Genomic DNA, 25,782 nt, shown 5'->3' on the forward strand with positions numbered 1-25,782 from the left:
CTACTCGCATTTTTCTGAGCTGCCTGGGCGGCAGCGAACATTGTGCCGGTGGTCGATCGTATCTACGTTAATTTCTGAGCTGCCTGGGCGGCAGCGAACGATTGATTATGCAAACAAACTGATCAGAGAGCTTTCTGAGCTGCCTGGGCGGCAGCGAACTCGGTCACGACAGCCAGGGCAATACCGCAGCGTTTCTGAGCTGCCTGGGCGGCAGCGAACGACATCTTTCTTGAGCGCCGCAAGATCGAGATTTTCTGAGCTGCCTGGGCGGCAGCGAACACATGCAGCGCAGACAAATAAGCATTAGCCATTTTCTGAGCTGCCTGGGCGGCAGCGAACTTGGGTTTGCTGCGCTTATAGCATGTGCTGCCTTTCTGAGCTGCCTGGGCGGCAGCGAACTTGTCGTGGTGCGTTTGAATTTTTCTTTGCCTTTTCTGAGCTGCCTGGGCGGCAGCGAACGCTGATATGAGCCGCACCGTATACGCCCACCATTTCTGAGCTGCCTGGGCGGCAGCGAACGCCAGGAAGTGAAAAAAAGCCCGGATTACCGGTTTCTGAGCTGCCTGGGCGGCAGCGAACGTGATAAGCGCGATGTTGATGTCAAGACGACTTTTCTGAGCTGCCTGGGCGGCAGCGAACTCCTGGCCTACGCGCTATGGCAATGGGTGACGTTTCTGAGCTGCCTGGGCGGCAGCGAACAAGCCTCAGTGTTTCTTCGACCAATGCTTCCATTTCTGAGCTGCCTGGGCGGCAGCGAACGTATGCACGGTTTATTGTCGCAGGCCATATCGTTTCTGAGCTGCCTGGGCGGCAGCGAACGGCTCAGGCGGTAACGGCTCCATGTTCTGCCCTTTCTGAGCTGCCTGGGCGGCAGCGAACGAAGTCCTGGCGTTGGTCGGCGATCCGTGCATTTTCTGAGCTGCCTGGGCGGCAGCGAACGACCAGATAGCCAACCTGCGCCGGGATCTGCGTTTCTGAGCTGCCTGGGCGGCAGCGAACCCTCAAACTACGGGTTTTGCCGCTGCGCTACATTTCTGAGCTGCCTGGGCGGCAGCGAACCAACGCATGACAGCACAAGCTGCACGGCTTTTTTTCTGAGCTGCCTGGGCGGCAGCGAACTGGCTCAGCGATATGGCACCCTTTTCATATTGTTTCTGAGCTGCCTGGGCGGCAGCGAACCCTCAAACTACGGGTTTTGCCGCTGCGCTACATTTCTGAGCTGCCTGGGCGGCAGCGAACCAACGCATGACAGCACAAGCTGCACGGCTTTTTTTCTGAGCTGCCTGGGCGGCAGCGAACTTGCTGGGACTGTTCCCGATGCGTCCTGATACTTTCTGAGCTGCCTGGGCGGCAGCGAACGGCTGTGTGGCACGACAAGGCCTACTCGCATTTTTCTGAGCTGCCTGGGCGGCAGCGAACATTGTGCCGGTGGTCGATCGTATCTACGTTAATTTCTGAGCTGCCTGGGCGGCAGCGAACGATTGATTATGCAAACAAACTGATCAGAGAGCTTTCTGAGCTGCCTGGGCGGCAGCGAACACCTTCGTCTTCCACCGGCTTGCCGGTGGCCATTTCTGAGCTGCCTGGGCGGCAGCGAACGACGCCGACCCAAAACAACAGGACACACTGAGTTTCTGAGCTGCCTGGGCGGCAGCGAACAGCGGTCTGGCGCTTCGCTGAGGCGCCTTTCCTTTCTGAGCTGCCTGGGCGGCAGCGAACCGATACTGGATATCTAAAGGCAACGATGGAAGTTTCTGAGCTGCCTGGGCGGCAGCGAACATATAATCGCGCGCGCGTGCCTTTTATTTACGTTTCTGAGCTGCCTGGGCGGCAGCGAACTTCGCCATTGCTGGCGCACTGGCCTGGCTGAATTTCTGAGCTGCCTGGGCGGCAGCGAACGAGGAGGCTGCTTTGACGTACCTGAGCTGTATTTTCTGAGCTGCCTGGGCGGCAGCGAACCTTCCCCCCCCTGCCACCCACGGGATCCTTTTTTTCTGAGCTGCCTGGGCGGCAGCGAACGAACTGTAGGGGCCGCGGCGCTTGTCCTGTTATTTCTGAGCTGCCTGGGCGGCAGCGAACAGCTCGACTGCAAACGTCCCACCGCTCCTTCCTTTCTGAGCTGCCTGGGCGGCAGCGAACAAGTCGCGGGGGCGGTGGGCGTTCTGATAGGTTTTCTGAGCTGCCTGGGCGGCAGCGAACCACGACAGCCAGGGCAATACGGCGGCGGGCGTTTTCTGAGCTGCCTGGGCGGCAGCGAACCTTGCACGTCGCCCGATAGACGCGGCTTCCTTTTTCTGAGCTGCCTGGGCGGCAGCGAACAGGGGGCTGTGGTGGCTGTTCCCACCTGGATATTTCTGAGCTGCCTGGGCGGCAGCGAACTATCAAGAGCCTCACTTGGAACCAGTCGAGGATTTCTGAGCTGCCTGGGCGGCAGCGAACAGAGGTGCAGAGCAGCGGATACGGTTACGTGGTTTCTGAGCTGCCTGGGCGGCAGCGAACATCCTAGAGGGCGAGCAGTATTACAGCGTCCTTTTCTGAGCTGCCTGGGCGGCAGCGAACTGCATCGGGAACCCAGTGAGCGTGGGCGACATTTTCTGAGCTGCCTGGGCGGCAGCGAACGCTTCTGCCTCTTCCTCGTTTATGCTCATGCCTTTCTGAGCTGCCTGGGCGGCAGCGAACTTGAGAGATGTTCAATTCCCAGATAATTTCTCTTTTCTGAGCTGCCTGGGCGGCAGCGAACTTGGGTATGCCCACTCAGGTCGCAATGACTCTTTTCTGAGCTGCCTGGGCGGCAGCGAACGAAAAGTCTATTCGATTGGATGCTTGCGCATATTTCTGAGCTGCCTGGGCGGCAGCGAACATTAGCCTCTGGGATCATGGTTTCAGGGACGATTTCTGAGCTGCCTGGGCGGCAGCGAACCTGGGCGCAGATCAAATGCAATACTGGGTGGATTTCTGAGCTGCCTGGGCGGCAGCGAACCTGGGCGCAGATCAAATGCAACACAGGATGGATTTCTGAGCTGCCTGGGCGGCAGCGAACTGTAGACGAACACCGGCTCGATCTCGCCCGAGTTTCTGAGCTGCCTGGGCGGCAGCGAACTAGAGCAAAATAACGCTAATTGATTGATTTTTAAAGAGCCTCCTGTAAAAAGCGCGATATTACCTTTATCAAGGCAACACCGCTAACCCATTGTTTTATAGATCTTCTTTTACTTCTTGCAAAAAAGGGTCAAAACCAGGGTACCGTGGCATGACGGCTCAGGCCGTAGTGGTTGAACGTGCCTTGTACGGGTTCCCTTTGCGGCTTGCCGTGGTCGATAAACAGGCAGAAGCGCTGCTGGCTCGAGCGGCTGTTGAGCTGTACGAACGGCAGTTCGATGCGACGCGACGCCGGTGCGGCATATAGCTGCCGCGCTTCCTCCAGGCTTATGTCATGACGTTTGGCATAACGCTTGGCGCGGCTTTCGCCGCCGGTGTTGAACTGCCTACGCTTCACTACGACATGTCTCACACCTTCGGGTACCGCTTGCACATTGCTCGATACGACGTGATCGCGCATGCCGATTAACCATTCACTCTCCATCAGTTGCTCGAGTCTTTGGCGAGAGCCGTGGAGACGAAATTGCTCCCCCAGGGTGCGCGCCTGCACTCCGCTTTTATGTTCGGGAAAGCTGACGCCGATATCATCGGCGTCGAGATCAAAAAGCGCTCGGTGCAGCTTGGCGTAGAGCGCTCCCATCAACATTGGCGCCGGAAATTCCGGATCGAGCCGTAGGCGAATATCGATGTAGTGATTCATGGCTTACCCCGCTTCGCCGAACACGCCGCCGCGAATCAACGTCGCCATCACAAAATGCTGTTGCTCGGTCGGCGGCACCTGATCCTTGATGATCCAACCGTCCAGCAACGAATAGAAATCGGCTTTTTGCTTGGGTTGGCGATACGCCTTGCCTTGGGTAGTGACGGAACCATAGGGCTCGACGGCAATAGGGCCGAGATCCTCATCGTTTTCCTGCGGATACCAGGTATCGATGGTGCGAATCGCATTGCCGAGCTTCTGAGAGTGAATACCCGCAACACCGCTGACTTGATAAAGCGTCTTGCTTTTATTGCCGCTGCTGCGATCCAGAATCAGCTCCTGGGAAGGAAACACCTCCTGCCCCTCTCCAACTCGGGCAAAGGCAACCACTTCCAGCAGCACATGACGCTCACCGCTCAGGCCGTTATGGATCTGATCCGCCAGCTCCTTCAGGCCCGACTGAGTCGCTTGAGTGGTTTCAAATCCGCGCAAGGAAAGCGTAAGCGCATCGAAGGACCAACTGCCGGTGGCCTGGCCCTGCTCCACGAGGTTGATACGAATCTCGATCTGCTCGGCGCCCATGCGGTTGCGCCACAGAAAGCGCCCATTGGCGAGGTTATAGGCATAGCGTTTGGCTAGTTCAGTGAAACCCTGCTCGCTGACGTAGCCTTTTACCGTTTCGCTCAGCTTGTCCTGGTAGTCAGCGTTATTGCAGGCGGAAGGCCTGCCGGCGCCACCCAAGACCCGCAGCGTGAAGCGGGTCATTAGCGTGTCCACATCGCTTGGCAGGGTAGCAACATCCACGGTCTGCAGATTGGGATTTTCAATGGCGACATCCAGTTTGGCGGGATCCTGATCCTTGGCCTTCAAGCGGTTGGAAATAGTGCCGCGCACGGATTTTTCGCGAATGGCGATGGGTTGCCATTCTTGCATGTCGTCGCGCTGCTCCCATTGACCGGCGAACATCAGCGCGTCGGAAGGATCAAGCTTGCGTTCGAAAGCGAGTACGGAAGCGGTCTTGAGAGTATCGTTCTTGGCCATGTCAAGGCTCCTTGCGTTAAGCGCGCTCTGTGCGCGTTTGATAGTCGTTATTCAGGCGATAAAGGCCTTGCTCCAGGTCGTTATCCACATACCAGAGCAGGTCTTGCAGCGAATGCAGGCGGTGCGGGCTAATCCACTGCCCGATGGAATACAGGCTTTCAACAAAACGGAAAGGCGTACTTTCATCCCGGGCGCCGGCAACCTCGCCAGGCTCGAAAATATCGGTAAGAGCGCCGTAACCTACGGGGATCGGCACCAGCCAGCCGGGCTTCTTGCGCACCTGCCATTCCACCTCGGCCTTTTCCTTACCGTTTTCATCCGCGATAGCGGTTTGATGGCATTCCCAGTTCAGGCGTGAAAGATCCAGCCAGCTATCCAGCAGGGTACTATTCGGTTGAGTTTGTTGGCGTTCCTGATGATGCTCCTGCAGGAGATCGTCACGCAGTACCAAGGCAAAGCCGGGCAGCCAGCGGCGCTTGAGCTTGCTAAAGACCTCTTGTCTGTCGCTTACATCATCGCCAAGCACTTCCAATGTCGGCTGATAGCGGCGCTGCCCCGGCAATAGCGGCATAACGCTGCCTCCGGCGATACGCATTCCCGCGACGATATCCATGACGGCCTGGGCGGCGTCGGCGCTCTGGATACCTTCGCCCTTCACCGCCAGCACCAGGGTGATCTCGAGATGCATGCGCCCTTCCTCGACAATGGACGGCGTTGTATAGCTGCCACTTTTTTCGATCTTTTTCCTATCTTCATGCGAGGCCAATGGATTACGAGTCAAATGGAAGGTGCGCACATAGCCTTGCTGGGTCTGGGTTTCGAAGTCGTGGCAGATCACGCCGATGGCGTTGAACTGCAGCTCCAGGGTTTCGGGCAGCTTGCGCTCCAGCGCATGCATGAAGCCGACAAAGGCGCTCATGGCGGGAAAGCCCCAGGTCATCGAGCTGGAAATGGCGTTGGCGTTCTGAATACGCAAATGCGGCAGAACCAGCAAGGCTTTGGTATCGGCATCAAACATGGGGCAGTTCCTCCTGCAGAGTATCCAGCTTGCGTTTCAGGCGCGCCGCCCACTCTCGATGCTCGTTGTCCCCCACGCTCAACCGATTCAGCTGGCGATTGAGCCAGCGGGCAAAGGCCTCGCGAATTCGTTCCGGCCATTCGCCTTGCTCACGCTGGTTGGCAAAATCCGCCTCTTCTTCACCACGCCAGGGGTCTAGCCATAGCTGCTGCTCCAGCGGCAGGCGGCAAGCCGAATCCGCGGACCAGCCCGGCGACAGCCCGTGAAATTCGCTGGAGAACAGCACCAGCTCATCGATCAGCGCATCGAAATAGCCATCGACCCGGTTGCGGGTATGGCGGTTTTCGGGCGGGTGTGTGAGTAAAAACTGCGCCAAGCCCTGTACCAGCCAGCGCACCTCGCGGCGGCGGCCAAAGCGCTCGAATACGGATTCGGTATACAAGGGCGCCTTGACGCCTTGGCTTTTCCATTTGGGCGGGAGGGAAGCCAACAGGTAGTTGTTGCCGCCCCGTTCACTGTTGAGCTGGGAAATATTCTGCGGCTTGGTGCCACCCAATTTCTGGGCCGCCAGATTCGGGTAATCGCGATAGCCACTTTCGGCTGGCTTGTTGTCTCGTCGTGCCTGGCGAGCCGTCTTGGCGGCATCGCCGAAACGGTCGGTATTGATGCGCTGGAATATCTGATGGGCAAGGGAAGTGGCATACAGCGGCGCCAGCAAGTGGAAGTCTCCATCGTCCGTGGGGTCGTCACCCGCAAGCCAATAAAGCTGCTTTGCTTGTGTATGCGAGGCCTCGATGCCCTTGGGCTGGGTAATGCCGGCAAAGGCGTTTGCCCACTCGGCTGCCTGGCCAGGGTTATCGCTTAGCGCGTCGCTGAATGCCGCGTCTTCTTCCAGCGCCAGTTCCAGCAGCGATCTGTCTGCATGCTGTAGCCTGAGAAACTTGTAAATATCTAGCGCCGCCGCATCCCCCACTACATCGCCGCTAAAATCCTCAGGCAGTAGATGGCTACCTGTCGGGGCCCGTGTGATTAATTACACGTTTCCAAAATAAATCGGGGCGCTCTTGCTGCCACTGCTTCATGGCCTCGATCGGTGTCCGATGATGCAAGGCCTTCTGGTGGATATGGTGATTGTACAGCCAGTTGTAGCGTTTGAGCGTCGCCTCCAAGTCGTCACGCGAGTCGAATCGGTGCGTGTTCAGGACATCGCTTATCCTGCCGTTAAACCGTTCCACCATACCGTTTGTTTGCGGCCGATACGGGGGAATGAGGCGATGATCAATCCCCTGCCGGGCACAGAACTGATCTACGCGGTGCCTGCCGGTGGGCTGGCGTTCGCCGCCGGCGGCAAAGCGGTCGGTAAAGGTCTTGCCGTTGTCAGTCAGCAGCGTCTTGATCTCGAACGGTGCACGCTCACGCACATGCTGCAAGAAGGCCTCAGCATCCTTGGCCGATTGACGATGACGTATCTCCAGATAGACCCAACGCGTCGCCCGATCGATGGCGACGAAAAGATAGCGTTTGCGCTCTTCGTCAGGCATCTGCGGCAGGTATTTGACGTCGACATGCACATAGCCCGGCTCATAGTCCTTGAACGGCTTGTGTGGCGGTTTCTGGGCGGCTTTTTCCTGCTTGTACAACGTGGCAAGGCTCGGTAGACCTCGACGTTTCATCAGTCGTTCAAGGGCAGAGCGAGACAGGCTGGGATGCAGAAACTCCCTCGCCACCTTCAGCAAATCGTCGACGCTCAGGCGCAGGTATTCGCGCAATGCCACGACAATCTCTTCTTGAATCGGCGACAAAGTCGTGAGCAGGTTGTGTCGGGTATGGGAGCGATCCTGTTGCGTCGTGCGATGACGCCACCGGGCGATGGTGGGACAGGACACACGATAGCGTCGTGCTAATTCACTATCGCTAGTCGACGCTGGGGCTTGTTGGATTTCCTGGCGGATGCGTGGCGTGGTGGTCGCCGTCTTATGCAGTTTGATATCCATCTCGTTGCTCCTGGATGAACTGGGCAATGAGGTCACGTGCTGCCAACAAAGGATAACTCCTGTGGCTCAATCTATCATCCGGGGCCTTACAGCTACCCACCAAAGGCATATCAGGTAGAGCAGCGGGCTCGACATAGCGACTGGAGCCTTTGGCTGCTGGATGAGTCGCTTTCAGCGCATGCGTTACCACCTGCAACCGACTGACCCGGCGAGCGGCATCCCCAACCCAGGCCTCGAACTCGAACTGCTCGACGAGCGCCTCGCGCTTGGGATCGTCCGAGGCAAGTTTTTCCAGCTTGCCGGCCAGGCGCTCATCGATAAATGTCTGCATCAGTTGGCGGATTTCGACCGCTCTGTTTTCACTATGACTCGACATACGTTTCCCTTTGTTTAATGCCTTGAAAATCCGATCGCCGGATGGAACCGCCATTGCCTGTCGCCTTCCAGCGCGCGCAACGTCAGCCGACCAAAGCGCTTGGCGCAGGCCTCAAGCGGTAGATCCTGGACTTCCGCCAGTTCGGCCAATTCGGTGAGATAGTCCTCCTGCCCCCAGGGCCGGATACCTGGGCCTTGTTCCAGTTCGATACGCTGGAGATTCGCCTCGCACTGAACGAATAGATCCGGATCCCGAGGGCGCTCCTTGTGAACGCGATGAAGGAGCGCTTGCTCGCCGCTCTCATCCGGCAGCAGCACCAGTTCCTCTTCCTGACCCGTACTCTCTCGAAAGGGCCGCCATTGGCTCATCACGCCGGTCAGCGGCAAGCGGGGCATGGCAAACCAGCTGTAGGCCCCCAGGCTTGGTGCAGCAGTGGAGCCACTTACTTCGGCCAGGTATTTCTGACGCTTGCGCTTGGAGAGCTTCGCTAGCTCTTCTTCACTCAAAACCGGCGTTTCTTCGGTGCTTGTAGTTGACGGAGCAACCATCATTTCTTGCAGGCAAGCATGTTCCAGGTCGACGAGATTGCGGCGGGGCTCAGGCGTTTCGCGGGGCAGAATACGCGGGCGAGCGTCGATCACGTCCCGCTGTTCCGGCGACAGCAGCGTCATCAGCTCATGGCTTTGCAGCAGATGCGCTTCGGTCTCGAAACCGGGGCGTATAAATACCGGCGAGCGCCCATCGGGATGCTCAAGCGCTTTCAGATTGCGGTTGAGCAGCAGGATATTGGGGGTTTCGCAAGGCGCCGGGCGATGGCGGCGCACGCGCCCTGCCAGCTGAATCAGCGAGCGCATCGACGAGGGCTCGACGATCGCCCAGTCGTAGTCATGATCCCGCCCCACTTCGGTGACCGGCGAACCCAGCACGATAAACAGCTGATCCCGAGCCGATGAGGCGTCGATACGGCGCCGAATATCCGGCAGTTCGAACACCGCCTCGGGCTCCTTGCGCTGCAAGGTGCGATCCAGCTGCCGCTCGATGGCCGAGCGCATCAACAGCGGATATTGGGAGTGATATACACACAGGTGGATCTGGACATTTTCCGGCGCGCCAAGCCGATAAAGCGAGAGCGCCACTTCCACCAGCGGGTCGATATTGGCCATGCGGATCAAGCCGAAGGAGACGCGCTTGGCGCTTTTAGGTAGCGTCTCGCCGTGCCGGCGATGCAGGTCCAGGGCGTGTTCGCGCAGCTGCGCGGCCAATTCCCGGCGTATCTCCTGAGGCTGACGCGATGACGGTATCCATTCTGCCACTTCGGCACGGCGGCGAATCGTATCCTTCGCCAACTGTTGATAGCGCTTTTGCACGAATTGCCGGTGGGCGCTTTCGAAACTCGTTCGGTCGCTGCAGCCTTCCGCAAGCGTTGCGCTCTCATCGAACCAGGCACAACAAACGCTAGGGTTTCGTCCGGTTGGTTCCCCGCGATTACGCCGATAAACCGCGCGCCCCGCGCGGTAAGCATCGTAAAGCCCCGCCACCAGGGCGGGCGGCAGCGTGGCGGAAGAAAGCAGCACTCGAGAGCCGAGCAGCCCCGCCCAGTTCACCAGCCGCGTCAACGCGGGCAGGTCATTAATATCGAAGTCGTCGATCTCATCGAGCACCAGATCGGAGGTCATCAGGCGCAACATGGGGGCGATCTGTCCGCCGCCTCGGGCGCTTTCCGTGGCGGGCATCAGATGATCCACGGTGCAGGTGAGAATCGGTGCGGCGATCAGGCTCTTGACCGTAGCATCGTGAGCGACGCGCTTGAGAATCGGATGCTCGGAGAAATTTCCCTCGAACAGCACATGGGAATCGTCCGAAAGCAAGTCTTGGGAAGACGCGGAGCCGGTCTTTTCCGCCTCCGCCTCGTAGTGCTCGAACAGGGCGCGGCTGGCACTGCCGCCGACGCGAATCGCCAACTCGTCTTCGCCCAGATGCATCTGCCGGCGGTAATCGCGGCCGGTCTGTAGGGTCAGGGTGCGCAGCCCCAGGGCAATGGAGAAACGCGCGCCTTTCTGCGGGTCCGCCAGGGCATACAGAATACGACCATTGGCCAGGGTCTTGCCGCAGCCGGTGGAGGCCATGTTGATGCCGAAAAAACCGTGATCGGATGATTTGTCACGCAGCCCAACCGCAAGATCGGAGGCGCGATCCTGCCAGCGAAAGCGACTGTTTTCGCTGCGTTTACGAAAGCCCTTGTGACGTGCCAGACGCGGCAGATGATCAGCCAAGGTAGCCAGATGGCGGGCGTTTTCCTTGCTGAAGCGCGCCACGCCTAGAAGGTGAGCGTCGAGCTTTTGATTGGGCTCGCCGGTCTTGCGCTGGGTGTTGGCGTAGAGGTTGTAATCGGCGTCGCCGCGCACCCAGTCGTCCTGCTTCGGGTCGTTCAGGCTGGAATAATAGTGATCCGCCAGCATCAGACATAGTCGTGCCAGGTGCATGACATAGGCGTTATCCAGCGGATGATCCGCATGACCGGGCAACCGTTTGAGCAGCCTTTCCGCGACCAGAGCCGCCTGCTGTTGCCACTTGGCTGTAACCACCGGCAGTTCATCGGCCAGCTGCCAGTAAGCCGTCAGCCGCTCAGGGTCGGTCTCGGTACAAGCCTCGTTCCACTGGTGGGTCAGCATGCCGGGTATATCGACCAAGGCGCTGGCGGAAAGCCCTTTCAACTTGCCGCCCAGCCGTTCGGGATTATCGCCGGGTTTCAACGGCAGACGGTGATGGCTAAGCAACAGCCAACCCACCGCCTGGGCCAGCGGCGGCAACCGGGTGAAAGGCGCCATGCTCTCGGCGTTTAATCCATCCCGCTGCAAACGGCGCGTCCAGCTGTCGGCGAAATCCGCCGGTGGCTCTATCAGACGCTTGAGCCATCCTTCGTCGTCATCCTCGCCGACAAACGCCTGGAAAAGCCGCAGCGACAGCCATTCGTGACGATAGAGATTCCTGCCTTCCAGCTTTCCTTTCAGCCGCAACTGAAAGGCCTCGGATGCCTTGCCCAAATCGTGCAGCAGTGCGGCCAAGGTGGCCAGCAGCTTGATATCCTCGCCGGTGTGCCAATCGTTCTCGTCGGCGCGACGCAAAATGTCGCGTCGTGTGGTATTGGTGGGCACGGCGCCTTGCATATTGAAGCGGCTGGCATCGCCGACGATCCAGACAAGCTCGCTATGATCGCGGCCGCGAATCCAGTGACAGGCCACCGCGGTATTCTTGCGCGCGCTCTTTCTCAGCAACTTTCTAAGCGTATCCAGTCCGGCCTGAGTGATGGGCGTCTGCCAGGTGCGCTCGCCGCGCCGCTCGGCGAACTGATCGAGAATGCGCCGGGTCTCCTTGAGAGCGTTCTTGTTGCACTGGGAGACGATCAGCACGTTCATGATTCGACGCTCCCCAGATCGATGGCGATCTCCTTCAGGGTGTCGATCATGAAATCCAGGGATTCGCTGCGGGTGAGGCTTTCGATGCAGGCTTGGCGAAACTCCTGCTCCTCGTCGCCGCACATGGCGGAAATGAACGCCTGAGGAAGAATGACCGCATCTTTGACCAGATCCGCCACGTCGAACACCAGCCCGCCCCGCCGGGTCTTGCCGTGCAGTACCGCCAATCCATGAGGAATGCCCATGACCCAGGTAGCCGTGGCGCCCAAGCCATAGGCGAGATAGTTACCGTGATCGAGGAAGCGGTTGGCCGGGTCCGTGCCGCTGCCACGCTTGGCGCGAGTGAAGTCGCCATAATTCACCGCCTGCACCGCCAGCTTGAACAGCGTCTTGGTCAGGCGTGCTTCCAGGGTCAGCAGGTCGATGGTGCTGGGCGCCTTGGCGATGGCCTGGCGATGCTGCTCCAGGGCCGAAGTCAGACGATCCGGCGAGATGACAAAACCTGAGTCGCGTAGCGGACGACTGTCGAGCCACTGTTTCTCGATACGTGCAAGCCGCGCTAGTTGAAAGCGCCGCGCGGCTTCGAGACGTTTCTCGTCGTCGAACCAGAAACGCACCCAGTACTGCAGGTATTCCGTGGGCCGATACTCGCTTTGCGGGCTGAGCCAGGCGACGTCCACGTCGACTTCGTTGGCGGAAAACAGCGGCGTGCCACCCCCACCACAGAAGCCGACCAGCACCCCTGCCTTGGCCAGCTCGCGCATGGCGGCCTGGGTAATGGAGGTGCCGGTACCCAGCAGGATCGAAGTGGTATTGGCAATCGGAATGTTCCAGTACTTCGACTGGCGCCCTTCATCGGTGACATATTCTACCCGACCACCGTTGACCAGCACGCGGCAATGCTGCAGGTAATAAAGGTTGGCCCGCTTGGAATGCAGGATCGTCTTGAGCGACGAAGGAGAAAGCTCGTCCATGTGACATGACCGCCGACTGTTTTACATAGGTTGCTATATAAGCATCATATGACTTGGGGCGAGCATTTGAACCGACGATCTGACGGCTATTGCATGGGCAGTTTCGGTGATGGCGGGCTCGGAACCGCTTCTTCTGAAGAAAATCTAGCGCAGGCAGCGGCGCTGATCGGTTCATTTCCATGGACATGGGAAACGCAGTGATAGCAGCTATCTATCTCACTACCGAGACGGCTCCTTCTCATGGGCGCCATGTTCTGACAGGTACACCCTCAGCGCCTGGTTCATCCGCGTCTGCCAGCCGGGGCCGGTTTCGCGAAAAGCCGACACCACACCTGGATCCAAGCGTACGGTGATACGCTCCTTGACCGTTCCCGCCTTGTGCCGTCCCCGTCGAACCAAGGTATCGCCTCGGTACTCATCGGCCTGCTCGAAAAACTCATCGGTCAGTTCCGGCGCGTCATCCGGATCGATCCAGCTGCTGTCGATATTTCGCTTGTTCGCGCTCATTGGCTTTCCTCATCGAAATAATGCGGCGATCCGCGCCGCGCGGCGTCCAGACCATGATCATCATATGTATGCACAAAAAATATCAAGCGCAAGACGCCAACGGCTGGTGTCACGGATACAGAAAGATAGCCGGGGCGAAACAAGCAAGTTCATGATGTGCTCGTGCAAAGAATCCTTTGCGATATGCTGCAGTCAAAGAAGCGAAGGTGATTGGCATGGCAACGCTTTACGAAAAAGACGCCTATGCCTGGGCGCTTGAACAGGCGGCTTTACTACGTGCCGGCAAGCTCGATCTGATCGACAGCCAGAACATCGCCGAGGAGATCGAAAGCATGGGCAAGAGCGAGCGTCGCGCCTTGATTAGCCAGCTGGCGCGATTGCTCATGTATCGCCTGAAATGGGATCATCAGCCGGAGCGGCGCTCCCGTAGCTGGCAACTCACGATAGTGGATGCCCGCGAGAAGTCCCTGCGGCTGTTGAAGGACAGCCCGAGCCTCAAGAGTTCCCTGGAAGCGTTGCTGGACGATGCCTATGAGGATGCCCGGCGAGCCGCTGCCATCGAGACGGAGCTGGAAAACACCTTCCCTGAGCAGCGGTTGTACCACGCCAATGAACTTTTGAGCCCATCGGACGATGAGTTGCCGGAGAAGCATTGAGCATGGAAATAGCGGGCCAAGGCTCGAGCAGCGTCACCGCCGCCTATGTCATACCGAGTGCCGTAATCACACCTTTTCACCCCTCGAACTCAGCCACTATAGTGATAGTGGTAACGTCGCCACCGGATCGGCGACTCATAGGGAGTGATAACCATGGAGCTTTTGGAAAACGTAGCGCGGTATCTAAAGGACAATGAGCTGAAGCTGGCCACGGCGGAATCCTGCACCGCAGGGTTGATCGTTTCGGAGCTGGCGCGGGTGCCGGGTAGCGGACAAGGTATCGATTGCGGCCTGGCGGTCTACTCGCCCCAGGCCAAGCATCGTTATCTGGGGGTAAGGTTCGAGACTATCGATACCTATGGTCTTACCAGCGAGCAGACCGCGCGCGAGATGGCCATAGGCGCACTGGACAACAACGATGCGGATTTGGCCATCGCCAACACCGGCGTGGCAGGGCCCGATCCCGCCGATGGCATTCCAGCCGGCACGGTATGTTTCGCCTGGGCCTTCAATCACCAGGAAAAGAAATACTTGTTTCTTGAAACCCGTCGCTTTACCGGCGAGCGCAACGAGGTGCGCCTGGCGGCGGCGCATCATGCCTTGGCGCGCATTCTTCGCCACCATGCGGCGGTGAAGGAAGGCAAGGCGCCGCCTCTTTGATAACTTGTGGCGCTGACAAGTTTTAGTGGAACACTCTATTACTTATGCCTAACCAGGAGGTCAGGATGACCAGTCAGGACAATCGCGACTTGCAGCAGCGAATCGGCCAAGCGCTGGGAGTGCTCAATTCATTCGACTCCGAGCGGGAAATCGAGCGGCGTGTCGACTTTCTATGCAAGCAGATGATCGAGTCAGGTCAGCGAGGTTTGGTATTGGGTATCAGTGGCGGAGTCGACTCGACGGTGGCCGGCCGGCTTGCTCAGCTGGCGGTGGAGCGGGTGCGCGAGCAAGGCGACAAGGCAACCTTCTATGCCATGCGCTTACCTTACGGTGAGCAGCAGGACGAAAAAGATGCTCGAATGGCCATCGACTATATCGCTCCGGATCGGGCACTCGCCACGGATATCAAGCCCGCTAGTGATGCCATGCTCGAAGCTCTGGAGCAAAGTGGTTTGCAGTTCGACGACCCGGGACATCGGGATTTCGTGCACGGAAATATCAAGGCGCGCCAGCGCATGATTGCCCAGTATGCGGTAGCCGGTACCAATGGCGCTCTGGTGGTAGGCACCGATCAGGCGGCGGAGGCAATGATGGGCTTTTTTACTAAATACGGGGACGGTGCCTGCGACTTGGTACCGCTTGCCGGTTTGACCAAGGGGCAGGTGCGGGAACTGGGTCGAGCCCTGGGCGCCCCGAGCCAACTGGTGGAGAAAGTGCCCACGGCGGATCTGGAATCCCTGCGGCCACAGTTGACCGATGAAGAAGCCTTGGGGGTCAGCTACGAAGAAATCGACACCTTCCTGATGGGAGGAGAAGTCAGCGAGCAGGCCTATCGCACCATTGTCAGCACCTATGAACGTACCGAACACAAGCGTCGGCTGCCTCGATCACCGCTGGATTGAGCGTGGTATCTGAATCCAGCATCTTATCGAGCCTGTCCGATGGGTATTTTTAATTCGCATGCTATCTTCTATGCTGATTGCCTGGCGTCCAGACACGATGAAGGAACTCCGGCCATCTCAATAGAGCTTCAAGGAGCCAGTACAAGGAGAGCGATCCATGGCAAGGAAATCCCGGCAGACTCGGTCAGGCGGCGAAACCGCCTCTTCCCTACCCCAGCGTCCTCTGGCGCCGACCACCGGCACTCCCAAGAAGGAGGAAGCCCATAGAAGCGCGATGGAGGCCAACCAGGCGGCAAGTGACCTCTCCAGCGAGGATTTCTTCCAGCGTTGGGATGAGCAGGTGCATGCGGCGATGGCCAAGTTCACCGCCGGGGTGTCGCCGGCCTCGATCCGCCAGGCCTATAGCGACTGGTGGTGGCATTTGCTGCTGTCTCCGGGCAAGCAGGCGCAGCTGGCCCTGCAGATGCAACGCAGTATGGTGCGGTTCGCCCAGTACGCTGCGGAGGCCGCGTCGAATCCGCAGTGCGAGCCCTGCGTCGAGCCCCTGGCTCAGGACGACCGATTCGAAGATTCCGAGTGGCAGCAGTGGCCTTTCAATGTCATCCATCAGGGTTTCCTGCTGACCCAGCAGTGGTGGCAGGAAGCCTCCACCGGTGTGCCTGGCATGACCCGGCATCATGACGAGGTGGTCACCTTCATCGGCCGGCAGCTGCTGGACATGGTTTCCCCGGCCAACAATCCCTGGACCAATCCGGTGGTGATGAAACGTACCCTCGAGCAGGGCGGACGCAACCTGCTCGAAGGCGCCGCCAATGCCCAGGAGGATATTCAGCGTTTCGTCAATCATCAGCCGCCGGTGGGGGCGGAAAAGTTCACTCCCGGCGAGGCCGTGGCCGTTACCCCGGGCAAGGTGATTTACCGCAATCAGTTGATCGAGCTGATTCAGTACAGCCCGACCACGGGCAAGGTGCAGAAGGAGCCGCTGCTGATCATTCCCGCCTGGGTGATGAAGTACTACATTCTCGATCTTTCCCCGGAAAACTCCCTGGTACGCTATCTGGTGGATCAGGGCCATACGGTGTTCATGGTGTCCTGGAAGAATCCCGGCAGCGCGGAGCGGGATTTGGGCCTCGAGGATTACCGCGAACTCGGCATCATGGAGGCGCTGGAGGCGGTCAACGCCGTGGTGCCGAATCAGAAGGTGCACGCGGTGGGCTACTGTCTGGGAGGCACTCTGCTCTCCATCGCCGCGGCGGTGATGGCCCGACAGGAAGACGATCGCCTGGCCAGCCTCACCCTGTTCGCCAGCCTGACGGACTTCGAGGAAGCCGGGGAGCTTGAGCTGTTCATCGACGACAGCCAGGTGCATTTCCTGGAAGACGCCATGCGCGAACAGGGTTATCTGGAAGACTGGCAGATGAAGGGTGCCTTTCAGTTGCTGCAGTCCAACGACCTGATCTGGTCTCGGGTGGTGCGGGAATATCTGATGGGCGAACGCATGGGCACCTTCGATCTGATGGCCTGGAGCACCGATGGCACCCGCATGCCCTACCGCATGCACTCCGAATATCTGCGCCGGCTCTATCTGGCCAACGAACTGGCCTTGGGGCGCTATCGCACCAACGATCATCCGGTGCTGCTCGGCGACATCACCCTGCCCGGGTTTCTGGTCGCCACCCGCAAGGACCATATCGCCCCCTGGCGCTCGGTGTATCGCAATCAGCTGCTGCTGGGCGGCGACCTCACCTTCGTGCTGACCAGCGGCGGCCACAACGCCGGGGTGGTCAGCGAGCCCGGGCACAAGCACCGGGTCTATCAGATCGCCGACAAGCCTGCGGACGCCCCCTACGTGGGCGCCCATACCTGGTACGAGCAGGTGCCGGAACGGGAAGGTTCCTGGTGGCCGGAGTGGCAGGCCTGGCTGCTGGAGCATTCCAGCGGCGAAACCACGCCGCCGTCCATGGGCAATCCCGACAAGGGTTACGCGCCCATCGAGGATGCCCCGGGGCGCTATGTTTTGGAAAGATAGGTTTTGGAAAGATGGGTTTTAAAAAGATAGGTTTTAAAAAGATAGGTCTTAGAACGGAAAACACCATTTGACAAGGAGTTCAGGATGCAACTCAAGGACAAGATCATCGCGATCACCGGCGCCGCCGGCGGCCTGGGCCGAGCCATGGCGGTCCGCCTGAGCCGATGCGGCGCAATGCCGGTACTGCTGGACATGAACGAGGATGGCCTGGAGCAGGTCCGCCAGGAATGCGAGCAGGCCGGCGCCAAGGCCAGAACCTATATCGTCGATATCACCCAGGAAGACCAGGTGGTGAAAACCTTCAAGCAGCTGATAGAAGACTGCGGCGGCCTGCACGGAGTGGTCAACAACGCCGGGGTCACCGCGGATGGTCTGCTGGTCAAGGCCAAGGACGGCCAGGTGGAGAAGACGCTTTCTCTGGAGGACTGGGACAAGGTCTCACAGATCGACATGCGCGGCGTCTTTCTGTGCGCCCGGGAAGCAGCGGCTCGGATGATCGAGCAGGATGAAGGAGAAGCGCCCCAGATGCGCGGGGTGATCGTCAATATCTCCAGCATCAGCCGCGCCGGCAATGTCGGCCAGACCAATTACTCCGCCGCCAAGTCCGGAGTGGCCGCCATGACCGTGACCTGGGCCAATGAACTGGCGCGCCACGGCATTCGGGTCGCCGCCATTGCTCCGGGGTTCTGCCAGACCGCCATGGTCGAGAAGATGCCGGACAAGGCCAGGGAGAAACTCGAAGCGAGCATCCCCCTCAAGCGCTTGGGAGAGCCGGACGAGATCGCTCACGCGGTGCAGTTCGCCTTCGAGAACGACTATTTCAACGGGCGAGTACTGGAAGTGGACGGCGGCCTGCGCCTGTAATTCTCATTCCTGATTTGCCCCCTTGACCAGTCGGCGACCTGTGGGTGGCTCCGGCTGGTTTCGGCGTCTTTTGTTATGTTATAACCTTTCACTTGTTTTGGGAGGTTAGCTTATGGCGCATCGCCACCGGCCGGAAGGCCCCTGCCATTTTTCCCTGATGTCGCTTTCCGCCCGGCGACGCCTGGCGCTTGCCGCCATTCCGCTGGGGGGGCTCTGGCTGGCGGTGGCCTGGGCGACAGGTATGGGCTTCTGATGGCCAGACTGACCCTCGAACATCTGCATCTGGCCCAGGGCGGACGCAGCGTGCTGGAAGATGTCAACGGCGCCTTTCCGGACGGTGCCATCACCGTTTTGATCGGGCCCAACGGTGCCGGCAAGAGCACCCTGATACAGGCCATCATGGGCCTGCTCAGGCCGATTTCCGGGCGGATAACCTGCCGGGTACCCAAGGAACGCCGAGCCTGGCTGCCCCAGCAACTGGCCCTGGATCTGAGCTTTCCGATCAGCGTCGAGGAACTGGTGATGACCGGCACCTGGCCAAGCCACGGCGCGCTTGCCGGCTACTGCGGCCCTCATTATCGCAAGGCCCGGGAAGTCATGAAGCGCCTGGGAATTTCTCATCTCGCCCATCGTGCCTTGGGAGAGCTTTCCGGCGGCCAGCGCCAGCGGGCGCTGATCGGTCGTACCCTGATGCAGGAGGCGGAGCTGCTGCTGCTCGACGAGCCCTTCGCCAACGTGGATCAAGAAACCGTCGAAGTGCTGACCCAGGTGCTGCGGGACATGGCCCGGGAAGGCGCCACCCTCCTGGTGGTGGTTCACGATCGGGAACAGCTCGCCAAGCTGGCGGATCAGGTGCTGGCGCTTTCTCACGGTCGGGCTCGCTGGCTCGATCCTCAGACAACACTCTCTTCGCGGGCGCTAGATCAAGGCCAGCCCGCGCCTACGATGCCTTTCGCCTTCGCGGATTCCTTTTGATGTTCGATCAACTGCATGCCCTGCTACTCGCCCCTTTCGACTACGGTTTCATGCGCCGCGCTCTCGTCGCCGGGCTGGCGCTTTCCTTGGCCGCACCGGCGCTGGGGGTCTTTCTGACCCTGCGCGGCATGAGTCTGATCGGCGATGCCATGGCCCACGCCATCCTGCCCGGGGTGGCCCTGGGCTTTCTGCTGGCGGGATTCTCCCTGCCGGCGATGAGCCTGGGGGGCGTGCTTTCCGGGCTCATGGTGGCGGCACTGTCCGGCAGCGTTTCCCAGATGACCGGCCACAAGGAAGACTCCGCCATGGCGAGCTTCTATCTGATCTCGCTCGCGGCGGGGGTCATGCTGGTGTCCCTGGGCGGCAGCAGCGTGGATCTGACCCACGTGCTGTTCGGCTCGATCCTGGCGGTGAATACCACCGCGCTTCTATTGATCGCCGCGGTGTGCAGCGTCACGGTGGCCTTGCTAGCGGCGCTGTTTCGCGCCCTGGTGGTGGAATGCCTCGATCCTTTGTTCCTGCGCGGCCAGGGAGCTCATAACGGCCTGATCCAAGGGGTTTTCCTGGGACTGGTGGTGCTTAATCTGACCGCCGGCTTCCAGACCCTGGGCACATTGATGGCGGTGGGTCTGATGATGCTTCCCGCCACTGCGGCGCGCTTCTGGTCGAAGCGCCTGGAGGGGCTGATCGGCCTGGGCACGCTATTCGCCATGTTCGCCAGCACCGGTGGCCTGTTGCTTTCCTATCATCTCGACCTGCCCTCCGGCCCCAGCATCATCCTGCTGGCCGGCGGGATCTATCTGCTATCGGCCCTGTTGGGGCGACACAATAGCCTGCGGGCGCGGCTACACCGCAAGGCCGTTTCCCGGGAAAGCGGCGAAGAGGAGGCTCGCGTATGAGACGTTATATGGCCGGTCTGGTCGGCATGATCGTGATGATTGGCGTCATGGCTTCACCGACCCAGGCGCAGGAGGAGGCGAAACCCATTCCGGTGGTGGCGAGTTTCAGCGTGCTGGCGGATATGATCGAACAGATCGGCGGCGATCACGTCGAGGTGACCTCCTTGGTGGGGCCGGACAGCGACAGCCATGCCTATTCCCCCAGCCCCCGGGACGCTCGGCGTATCAAGCAGGCGCAGCTGGTGGTGTTCAACGGGCTGCAACTCGAGGGATGGATGGCTCGGCTGCTGGAGGCCGGCGACTACGGCGGCGTAAAAGTGATTGCCAGCCAGGGCGTGGCGACCCGCGAGGATATAGAGGTGGAGCAGGAAGGCCACGCCGCTCACGCCCATGACGATCACCATCACGGCGACGCGGACCCTCACGCCTGGCTGGATGCGCAGCGAGGCAAGCAGTACGTTATCAATATCCGCGACGGCCTGATCGAGGCGGATCCGGCTCACGCGGCGGACTATCGCAAGCAAGCCGACGCCTACCTGGCGGAACTCGAGACACTGGACCAGGAGATTCACCGCCTGATCGAGACCATTCCCGAGAACCAGCGGCTGGTAGTCACCAACCACGATGCCTTCGGCTATTTCGGCGACGCTTACGGGATAAGATTTCTTTCGCCCCTAGGCATCAATACCGCCGCCGCCCCCTCCGCCCGGGTCATGGCCCAGTTGATCGATACCCTGCGGGAACAGGGCGTGAAGGCACTGTTTCATGAAAACATCACCAACCCCAGCCTGATCGACCAACTTGCCGAGGAAAGCGGCCTGCCCATCGCCGGCACCCTGTATTCCGGCGCCTTGGCCAGGGAAGGCGAAGCCAGCCACTATAGCGGCATGCTGCGCCACAATACCCGGGTGATTCACGAGGCCCTGGGAAATACGGAGTAACGCGCTAGGGTCTGATCCTGTTAAGGATGGGCTTAAGGGAGAAACACGCGATGCGACTTACCGAAGAGCAGAAAGCCAGACTTCTTGCCGAGGTACATGATGCGGTAGGCGTAGCCTGTGACGTGCGCCTTTTCGGCTCGCGCCTCGACGACAGCCGCCGCGGCGGCGATCTGGATCTGCTGCTGATCACTCGGTCCCCCCTGCCCCGACTGCAGGTCGCCGAACTCAAGCAGTCGCTCGAGGAAGTCCTGTATCTGCCTGTCGATATCGTCACTTATACACAGGGCACGGAACCGACTCCGTTTCAGGCCATCGCCCTGGCCCAGGCTCGCTCTCTTGATGCAAAGGATGCCGCATGAATCGAGTATTACCGGTAAGGATTCAAAAAAACGCCAAGGAGCCCCCATGCTCGAGTTCCGCCAGGTTCACAAGGCCTATGCCACGCCGCAGGGGCCACTTGAGGTACTCGAGGGAGTCGATCTCGAGCTGGCGGCGGGGGAAAGCCTGGCGCTGATGGGGGAATCCGGCAGCGGCAAGTCGACGCTGCTGCACCTGGCGGCGGGGCTGGACGTGCCGGACCGAGGCGACATCCTGCTCGACGGCAAGCGGCTTTCCTCCCTGGCGGAGCCGGCCCGGGCGGCGCTGCGGCGCGAGCGGCTGGGGCTGGTGTTCCAGCAGTTCCACCTGATTCCAAGCCTGAGCGTACGCGACAACCTGACCCTGCAGGCCCGGCTGGCGGAGCGGGAGGATCCGGACTGGACCACCATGCTTCTTGAACGTCTGGGGCTTGCCAACATGGCCGGGCGTTATCCTGAACAGCTTTCCGGCGGGCAGCAGCAGCGCCTGGCCATCGGTCGCGCTCTGGCTCTCCGTCCGGCCCTGCTGCTGGCGGATGAACCCACCGGCAACCTGGACGAGGCCAGCGCAGACAGCGTGCTGGCCCTGCTGGGGGAACTGGTGGCGGAAAGCCGCTGCGCCCTGCTGATGGTCACCCATAGCGCTCGGGTGGCGGCGCCCATGGATCGCCGTCTGATACTGAAGCGGGGCCAGCTATGCAGCGCCTGAGGGTCGTGCTGATCACCCTGCTGGCCCATTACCGCCGCCATCCGGGGCAGCTGGCCATGCTGCTGGTAGGGCTGTGGGTAGCCAGCGCCCTGTGGAGCGGCGTGCAGGCGATCAATGCCTCCGCTCGGGACAGCTACGCTCGCGCCGAGGCGCTGTTCAGCACCCAGTTGGACAGCATTCAGCGGCGCAATGGCCAACCCCTGACTATCGAAAATTATGCCGCCCTGCGTCGCGCCGGGCAGCCGGTATCGCCGCTGCTGGAAGGCCGGATCACCCTGGCCAACGGCGAACGCCTGGACGTGATGGGCATCGATCCCTTGAGCCTGCCGGCGGGAAGCGGCTGGCAAAGTACCGATGATGCCACGGACCTGACCGCCTTCGTCACGCCCCCCTGGCGCACCCGCTTGGCCCCGGATACGCTGGCGCGTCTCGGCACCAATGAGAACGAGCAGGCGGTGCCGGGCAGCCGCCCACGTCTGGAAAACGGACAGCGCCTGCCGCCGCTGGAAATCGTCGCCAGCCTGCCGCCGGATACGCTGATCATGGATATCGCCCCGGCGGCGGCACTTCTCGAGCGCGGCAACACCATCGACCGGCTGCTGGTGGCGCCGGATCAACCCACGGATCTGCCCTCAGCGTTTCAACGCCAGGCCGGCGACCAGTTGCCGGCGCCGGATCAGCTGACCGGGAGCTTTCATCTCAACCTCACCGCCATGGGACTGCTGGCGCTGGTGGTGGGTTTCCTGATCGTTCACGCGGCCCTGGGGCTGGCCCTGGAGCAGCGTCTGGACATGCTGCGCACCCTGCGCGCCCTCGGCGTGTCCGGGCGCGAGCTGACCCTGGCCCTGGGTCTGGAGATGCTGCTGATTGGTCTGCTGGGCGCGGTGCTCGGCGTGATCAGCGGCGTATGGATCGCCGGCGCCCTGCTGCCGGACGTCGCCTCGACTCTGCGCTCCCTCTACGATGCCCAGGTCGGCGTCCGGCTCTCTCTGCCCTGGTATTACTGGCTGGGCGGCGTCGCCATCACCCTGGGAGGGCTGGCCACCGCCGGGCTCGGCATGCTGTGGCGCACCGCTCGCTTGAACGTGCTGGCCTTGGGTCAGGCCCAGGCCTGGCGCGGCGGTTTTCGGCGCCAGCTAGGGCGTATGACCCTGGGCGGGGGCCTGCTGTGGCTGATCGCCCTGGGGCTGTACCTCTGGCTGCTAGGGCGGCCCGCCGGCGAAGGACTGGTAAGCGGCTTCCTGATGGTCGGCGCGGCGCTGCTGGGTAGCGCCCTGTTGCTGCCCCGCCTGCTGGCCTGGTTGCTTGCAAAACTAACCGGCCGCGAGAATCACCCTCTGCGCCAATGGGCATTGGCGGATACCCAACTGCAGCTACCCAAGCTGTCGCTGGCGATGATGGCGCTACTGCTGGCGCTTGCCGCCAACCTGGGGGTAAGCAGCATGGTCGGCGGCTTTCGCCTGACGTTTCTGGACTGGCTGGATCAGCGCCTGGTGGCGGATATCTATCTGCGCCCCGGGGAGGAGCGCTACACCGAAGTGCTCGACTGGCTGGAAGCTCGGTCGGATATCATCGCGCTATTGCCTAACCGCCAGACGGAAGCTCGACTCGACGCCGGCAAGCAGTCCCGCCCGGTGTCCATCGACGGCATCACCCCCGCTCCGGCCTTGACCGAACGCTGGCCGCTGCTGGATACGCTTGACGGTCGCGAGCAGGCCTGGCAGTCCGTCGCCGAGGGAGCGTCACTGATCAACGAGCAGTTAGCGATCGCCGCCGGCCTGGAACTCGGGCAAAAGATCATTCTCGCAACCTCCCGCGGGCCGTTCGAGACGCGTATCGTCGGCGTCTATCCGGATTACGGCAATCCGCGCGAGGAGATGGTGCTGGCGGAGTCGTTGGTGGCGTCCCGTTTTCAGGCGCCGCCGGATTCCGTGGGCCTGGTACTGGAAGAATCGAGCGACGGCGAGTCGCTGCTGGCGGATCTCGACAGGCGATTCGGCGCGGACAGCGTGTCGGTCATCGACCGGCGCGGCATCCGGGAGCTTGCCATCGAGATCTTCGAGCGTACCTTCACCATTACCCGGGCGCTCAACGCCCTGACCCTGGGGGTGGCAGCACTAGCGCTGTTCACCAGCCTGCTGGCCCAGGCAAGAACGCGGCGGGCGCAGCTCGCGCCGCTATGGGCGTTGGGCGTTCCTCGACGCCCCCTGGCGCTGGTGTCCCTGGTCCAGCTTGGCGGCCTGGCGCTCGTTACCGCCCTGGTCGCGATTCCTCTAGGTATCGCTCTGACCTGGGCCCTGGTGGCGGTGATCAACGTCGCCGCCTTCGGCTGGCGGCTGCCGCTTCACGTGTTTCCCCTGCAGATCCTCTGGACCCTGGGACTGGCGGTGCTGGTGGCCTGGCTGGCGGCACTCTTGCCCGCCTGGCGGCTATGGCGCATCCCGCCCCGGGCCCTGTTGGCGGAATTCGAAGGTAAATAGCTGGCGGAGTTCGAACAATGATGACGCGATGGTCGAACAGGCTCTTCTGGATCGCCCTTGGCCCCGGGCTGCTGCTCCTGGCAGCGGTGGGCTGGTGGAGCTTTCGTGAAGACGATACCGCTGCCGAGAGCTTCGCCGGGCTGGGCGAAACCCAGGAAGGCTTTCCCCAGGCGCGCCCGGGAACCGAACTGCGCTTTCCCGAGGATCACGGCGCTCATCCGGACTACCGCATCGAATGGTGGTATCTCACCGCCAACCTGCGCGACGCTCAGGGCAACCCCCTGGGCATGCAGTGGACCCTGTTCCGCCAGGCCCTGGCGCCGCCGGATGCAAATTCAGCGCCGGTATCGCCCTGGCAGACCCGCCAGCTATGGATGGCCCACGCGGCGCTTTCCAAGGGTGATACCCACCTTGTCGCGGAGCGCTTCGCCCGGGGCGACACCGGCCAGGCCGGCGTGAAGCTCGCCCCCTTTCGCGCCTGGCTGGACAACTGGCAGTTGACCAGTCGAGTAGATGATTCCCAGGCGGACGCCTTCTCGGATATGACCCTGAGCGTACAAGCCCAGGATAGCGATGGCGAGGATTTCGGCTATCGTTTGCAACTCAAGGCGCAAGGGCCGCTGGTCGCTCATGGCGAGGCGGGCTTCAGCCAGAAATCCGCGGATGGCCAGGGGTCCTTCTATTACAGCCAGCCGTTCTACCGGGTCGAAGGTGAAGTGACCCTGAACGGCGAAAACCTTCCGGTCAGCGGCCAGGCCTGGCTCGACCGGGAATGGAGCAGCCAACTGCTCGGTCCCACCCAGAGCGGCTGGGACTGGTTTTCGCTGCACCTGAAGGATGGCCACCGGCTGATGGCCTTTCGCCTGCGCGGCGGCGGCAAGGATAAAGACAGCGCCTACGTGTCCGGCAGCTGGATCACGCCGCAGGGCGAGCTGACGCCTCTGAAAAACGACGAGGTGACGCTGACGCCGCTGGAGACACGCCAGGTCGCCGGGCGCGAGGTACCGACCCGTTGGCGGCTGGCACTGCCGGATCAGGCGCGGGAATTTATCGTCACCGCCCGCAATCCCAATCGCTGGATGGGCACCAGCTTTCCCTACTGGGAAGGCGCCGTCACGGTAAGGAATTCAGGCGACGGCGCCCTGGCGGGCGAGGGTTATCTGGAAATGACCGGCTATTGAGCCGA

Annotated in this window: 22 protein-coding genes and 1 CRISPR repeat array (1 of these 23 cut by a window edge); of the genes, 13 read left to right on the forward strand and 9 right to left on the reverse strand. The window is 61.0% G+C overall.

What is annotated here, in order from left to right; genetic code table 11:
* Positions 1-3,100: direct repeats of the CRISPR family, unit length 28 nt; unit sequence TTTCTGAGCTGCCTGGGCGGCAGCGAAC (it extends 2,149 nt beyond the left edge of the window).
* A 129-nt stretch (positions 3,101-3,229) separates the two neighbouring features.
* From cas6f to FGL86_RS02960, 9 genes are all read right to left on the reverse strand, one after another.
* Positions 3,230-3,799 (reverse strand): type I-F CRISPR-associated endoribonuclease Cas6/Csy4, encoded by a 570-nt coding sequence (cas6f, locus tag FGL86_RS02920; RefSeq protein ID WP_147183193.1) that lies wholly within the window; start codon positions 3,797-3,799, stop codon positions 3,230-3,232.
* A gap of 3 nt (positions 3,800-3,802) precedes the next feature.
* Positions 3,803-4,840: a type I-F CRISPR-associated protein Csy3 gene (csy3, locus tag FGL86_RS02925; protein ID WP_147183194.1), complete on the reverse strand. Its 1,038-nt coding sequence runs from the start codon at positions 4,838-4,840 to the stop codon at positions 3,803-3,805.
* 16 nt (positions 4,841-4,856) lie between these two features.
* On the reverse strand, positions 4,857-5,858 hold the full coding sequence (csy2, locus tag FGL86_RS02930) for a type I-F CRISPR-associated protein Csy2 (protein ID WP_147183195.1): 1,002 nt from the start codon (positions 5,856-5,858) through the stop codon (positions 4,857-4,859).
* On the reverse strand, positions 5,851-6,831 hold the full coding sequence (gene csy1 / locus FGL86_RS02935; protein ID WP_246131715.1) for a type I-F CRISPR-associated protein Csy1: 981 nt from the start codon (positions 6,829-6,831) through the stop codon (positions 5,851-5,853). Before csy1 ends, csy2 begins: the two co-directional genes overlap by 8 nt.
* A gap of 34 nt (positions 6,832-6,865) precedes the next feature.
* A complete protein-coding gene (locus FGL86_RS02940) occupies positions 6,866-7,852 on the reverse strand; it encodes an IS481 family transposase (protein WP_147183197.1) in 987 nt (328 codons plus the stop codon).
* Positions 7,833-8,282, reverse strand: coding sequence for a type I-F CRISPR-associated protein Csy1 (locus FGL86_RS02945; protein ID WP_222433787.1), 450 nt, complete (start codon positions 8,280-8,282; stop codon positions 7,833-7,835). Before FGL86_RS02945 ends, FGL86_RS02940 begins: the two co-directional genes overlap by 20 nt.
* Positions 8,243-11,644: a type I-F CRISPR-associated helicase Cas3f gene (cas3f, locus tag FGL86_RS02950; protein ID WP_147183198.1), complete on the reverse strand. Its 3,402-nt coding sequence runs from the start codon at positions 11,642-11,644 to the stop codon at positions 8,243-8,245. The genes FGL86_RS02945 and cas3f overlap by 40 nt, the downstream gene beginning before the upstream one ends.
* Positions 11,641-12,618, reverse strand: coding sequence for a type I-F CRISPR-associated endonuclease Cas1f (gene cas1f, locus FGL86_RS02955; RefSeq protein WP_147183199.1), 978 nt, complete (start codon positions 12,616-12,618; stop codon positions 11,641-11,643). The genes cas3f and cas1f overlap by 4 nt, the downstream gene beginning before the upstream one ends.
* A gap of 219 nt (positions 12,619-12,837) precedes the next feature.
* Positions 12,838-13,125, reverse strand: coding sequence for a BrnA antitoxin family protein (locus FGL86_RS02960; protein WP_147183200.1), 288 nt, complete (start codon positions 13,123-13,125; stop codon positions 12,838-12,840).
* Positions 13,126-13,340: 215 nt separating this feature from the next.
* Between FGL86_RS02960 and FGL86_RS02970 the strand changes: the two genes are divergently transcribed.
* The 13 genes from FGL86_RS02970 to FGL86_RS03025 all read left to right on the forward strand — a co-directional run bounded on the left by FGL86_RS02970 (position 13,341) and on the right by FGL86_RS03025 (position 25,777).
* Positions 13,341-13,781: a DUF29 domain-containing protein gene (locus FGL86_RS02970; protein ID WP_147183202.1), complete on the forward strand. Its 441-nt coding sequence runs from the start codon at positions 13,341-13,343 to the stop codon at positions 13,779-13,781.
* A 153-nt stretch (positions 13,782-13,934) separates the two neighbouring features.
* On the forward strand, positions 13,935-14,441 hold the full coding sequence (locus FGL86_RS02975) for a CinA family protein (protein ID WP_147183203.1): 507 nt from the start codon (positions 13,935-13,937) through the stop codon (positions 14,439-14,441).
* A 65-nt stretch (positions 14,442-14,506) separates the two neighbouring features.
* Entirely contained in the window at positions 14,507-15,343 is an 837-nt protein-coding gene (nadE, locus tag FGL86_RS02980; protein ID WP_147183204.1) for an ammonia-dependent NAD(+) synthetase, read from the forward strand.
* Between the two features lie 157 nt (positions 15,344-15,500).
* Positions 15,501-17,372: a PHA/PHB synthase family protein gene (locus tag FGL86_RS02985; protein ID WP_147183205.1), complete on the forward strand. Its 1,872-nt coding sequence runs from the start codon at positions 15,501-15,503 to the stop codon at positions 17,370-17,372.
* A gap of 84 nt (positions 17,373-17,456) precedes the next feature.
* Complete coding sequence (locus FGL86_RS02990) at positions 17,457-18,236, forward strand: SDR family oxidoreductase (RefSeq protein ID WP_147183206.1); 780 nt, start codon at positions 17,457-17,459, stop codon at positions 18,234-18,236.
* Between the two features lie 112 nt (positions 18,237-18,348).
* Complete coding sequence (locus FGL86_RS17880) at positions 18,349-18,489, forward strand: hypothetical protein (RefSeq protein WP_186764461.1); 141 nt, start codon at positions 18,349-18,351, stop codon at positions 18,487-18,489.
* A complete protein-coding gene (locus FGL86_RS02995; protein WP_147183207.1) occupies positions 18,489-19,211 on the forward strand; it encodes a metal ABC transporter ATP-binding protein in 723 nt (240 codons plus the stop codon). The genes FGL86_RS17880 and FGL86_RS02995 overlap by 1 nt, the downstream gene beginning before the upstream one ends.
* Positions 19,211-20,110, forward strand: coding sequence for a metal ABC transporter permease (locus tag FGL86_RS03000; protein ID WP_147183208.1), 900 nt, complete (start codon positions 19,211-19,213; stop codon positions 20,108-20,110). The genes FGL86_RS02995 and FGL86_RS03000 overlap by 1 nt, the downstream gene beginning before the upstream one ends.
* Positions 20,107-21,051: a metal ABC transporter solute-binding protein, Zn/Mn family gene (locus FGL86_RS03005; RefSeq protein WP_147183209.1), complete on the forward strand. Its 945-nt coding sequence runs from the start codon at positions 20,107-20,109 to the stop codon at positions 21,049-21,051. Before FGL86_RS03000 ends, FGL86_RS03005 begins: the two co-directional genes overlap by 4 nt.
* A gap of 50 nt (positions 21,052-21,101) precedes the next feature.
* A complete protein-coding gene (locus tag FGL86_RS03010; RefSeq protein WP_147183210.1) occupies positions 21,102-21,410 on the forward strand; it encodes a nucleotidyltransferase family protein in 309 nt (102 codons plus the stop codon).
* 46 nt (positions 21,411-21,456) lie between these two features.
* Positions 21,457-22,116 carry an ABC transporter ATP-binding protein gene (locus FGL86_RS03015; protein ID WP_147183211.1) on the forward strand — a complete coding sequence of 220 codons (660 nt, stop codon included), beginning with the start codon at positions 21,457-21,459 and terminating at the stop codon, positions 22,114-22,116.
* Positions 22,104-24,596 (forward strand): FtsX-like permease family protein, encoded by a 2,493-nt coding sequence (locus FGL86_RS03020; protein WP_186764462.1) that lies wholly within the window; start codon positions 22,104-22,106, stop codon positions 24,594-24,596. Before FGL86_RS03015 ends, FGL86_RS03020 begins: the two co-directional genes overlap by 13 nt.
* Before the next feature lie 17 nt (positions 24,597-24,613).
* Positions 24,614-25,777 carry a lipocalin-like domain-containing protein gene (locus FGL86_RS03025; protein WP_246131716.1) on the forward strand — a complete coding sequence of 388 codons (1,164 nt, stop codon included), beginning with the start codon at positions 24,614-24,616 and terminating at the stop codon, positions 25,775-25,777.
* The last annotated feature ends 5 nt before the right edge of the window (positions 25,778-25,782 follow it).

The organism is Pistricoccus aurantiacus (genome assembly GCF_007954585.1).
In the GTDB taxonomy this organism is placed as follows: domain Bacteria; phylum Pseudomonadota; class Gammaproteobacteria; order Pseudomonadales; family Halomonadaceae; genus Pistricoccus; species Pistricoccus aurantiacus.